The sequence below is a fragment of the Petrotoga halophila DSM 16923 genome (genome assembly GCF_002924615.1).
Map to the genome: position 1 here is coordinate 1 of NZ_JALY01000182.1, position 2,031 is coordinate 2,031.

Annotated in this window: 2 protein-coding genes; both read right to left on the reverse strand. The window is 32.2% G+C overall.

What is annotated here, in order from left to right; genetic code table 11:
* Positions 1 to 94 precede the first annotated feature (94 nt).
* The gene (gene ruvA, locus AA81_RS09255) at positions 95 to 667 is read right to left on the reverse strand and encodes a Holliday junction branch migration protein RuvA (RefSeq protein ID WP_103898872.1); all 573 of its coding nucleotides are present in this window, start codon (positions 665 to 667) and stop codon (positions 95 to 97) included.
* 24 nt (positions 668 to 691) lie between these two features.
* Complete coding sequence (locus AA81_RS09260) at positions 692 to 2,008, reverse strand: bifunctional folylpolyglutamate synthase/dihydrofolate synthase (protein ID WP_103898873.1); 1,317 nt, start codon at positions 2,006 to 2,008, stop codon at positions 692 to 694.
* Positions 2,009 to 2,031 lie beyond the last annotated feature (23 nt).

A 2,031-nucleotide genomic window follows, 5' to 3' on the forward strand; every position in this document is an offset into this window, starting at 1 on the left:
CCTTTTAAAATCAAAAGATTATTTTGAAAATTTTTTAATTTCTAAAGATTTTTGTTAGCGCCTCTTCGCTTCGCAAATCCCACCAGAAAATTAATTACAGCCTTGTAAGGCATTCTTTAATTATCTCTTCTGTTTTTTGTTCTTCTAAATCAAGTTGGCCTATGACCTTCATAATTTCATGTCTTTGAAATCCTAGTGCTTCTAACGCTTCTATAGCTTCTTTTACATTTTTATTTCCATACGATTGTGTATTCCCACCGGCTGAATAGGCATTGAAAGAATTGGAAAGTTCAGATATTAGTCTTTCGGCTGTTTTCCTCCCTATGCCAGGCAGATTTGAAAGGAGCGTAGTATCTTGCGCGTTTATCATTTCTATAAATTCTTTTGCATCCGTTTTTCTAAGGATTTTTGATGCAATTCTTGGCCCAATCTTTGAAACTTTCTTTAAACTTTCAAACACGTCTCTTTCTATTTTATCTTTGAAAATATAAAGCGATGTGTTCCATTCGTTCATTTCTAGGGATGCAAAAAATTCGTATTTGTCACCCTTTTTTAAGTATCTTATAACGTTGAACGAAGGATACGCTTCCAGAGTTAAAGCTCCAATTTTGATTAGAACTTTTTCGTCCTCAAAATCTTCAATTGTTGCGTTAATTTTTCTTATCATATTATATACCTCGATAAAAGATATCTACAATGCCACTAAATTAGTGGATATTAATTCTTTAATTTTTCCAAGGAGATACAAAGAACCAGTGACAAAATAAATATCGCTTTTTTCTGATAAAAGTTTATTGAAACCTTCCGAAGGGTCTTTTATAAACTCAACATTTTTGGTATGCTTTTTAAATTCTTCATATATTAATTCGGGATGTCTTCCTCTTTCGGTAGGAACTGATGTTACAATAATTTTATCAAAAACTGAAATAAAAATTTGTGACATTTTTTCGTAATCTTTATCGTTTAATATTCCGACCAAGGCAATTTTTTTCTGAGTAGGAAAGTAAAGATTGATACTTTTTTCTAATTGCTGGGCAGCGGCAAAATTGTGGGCACCGTCAAAAACTATCTTTTTACCATTTATTTCTGTGTACTCAAACCTGCCTTCCCAATAAAAGTTTGCCATAGCTTCTCGGATTTTCTCAATAGACAGAGATTTTCCAAATTTTTGCATAAACGCTTGAGCTACTGCCAAGGATGTAGTAACATTTTCCATCTGAAACGTACCGTTAGCACCAAAAATCAGATCTTTAATTTCACCATTGAGACCATAATAATCTAACATATTATTGTTAATAAAATATCTATGGTTGGTAGAATTAAAATCCTTTCCATATTCATAAATCTTTTCTACACTGACTTCTTTAGCTTTATTTAGGATAACTTTTTTTGGACTTTCGCCGATATTTCCCAATACCAAAAAATTGTTTTTCTTTATGATACCTGCTTTTTCATAAGCTATCGCTTCAAGAGTATCACCTAAGGTTTTGATATGGTCTTTAGATATAGAGGTTATGACTGAAACATCAGAATTAATAATATTAGTAGCATCCAACCTTCCTCCTAAACCCACTTCAATGATGCCTACATCCACTTTTTGCTTTTCAAAATACTTAAAAGCCATAGCTGTTGTTATTTCAAAAAATGACGGTGCAACCTCTTCTCCTTTAAGATCCATTTTTTTAATTTCTTCTTCAATCTCTTTGTATATCTGCACAAATTCTCTCTCAGAAATGTTTTCACCATTTATTTTTATTCTCTCGGTCAATGAAACCAAATGTGGGGATATAAAGGTTCCAACTTTCATTCCATTATATCTTAAAATTTGTGAAAGTGCAGTGGTAACACTTCCTTTTCCGTTAGTACCTGTGATGTGTATACTTTTGAACGAATTCTGTGGTCTTCCAATGCGTTTAGTTAATTCATCTATCCTTTCTAGACCCAACTTTACCTTGAAATTTGCTGCTCCTCTTTGATAAAGATAATCAACTAAATTGGTAAATTCCATTTAACTAATCTCCTTTAAGAGTG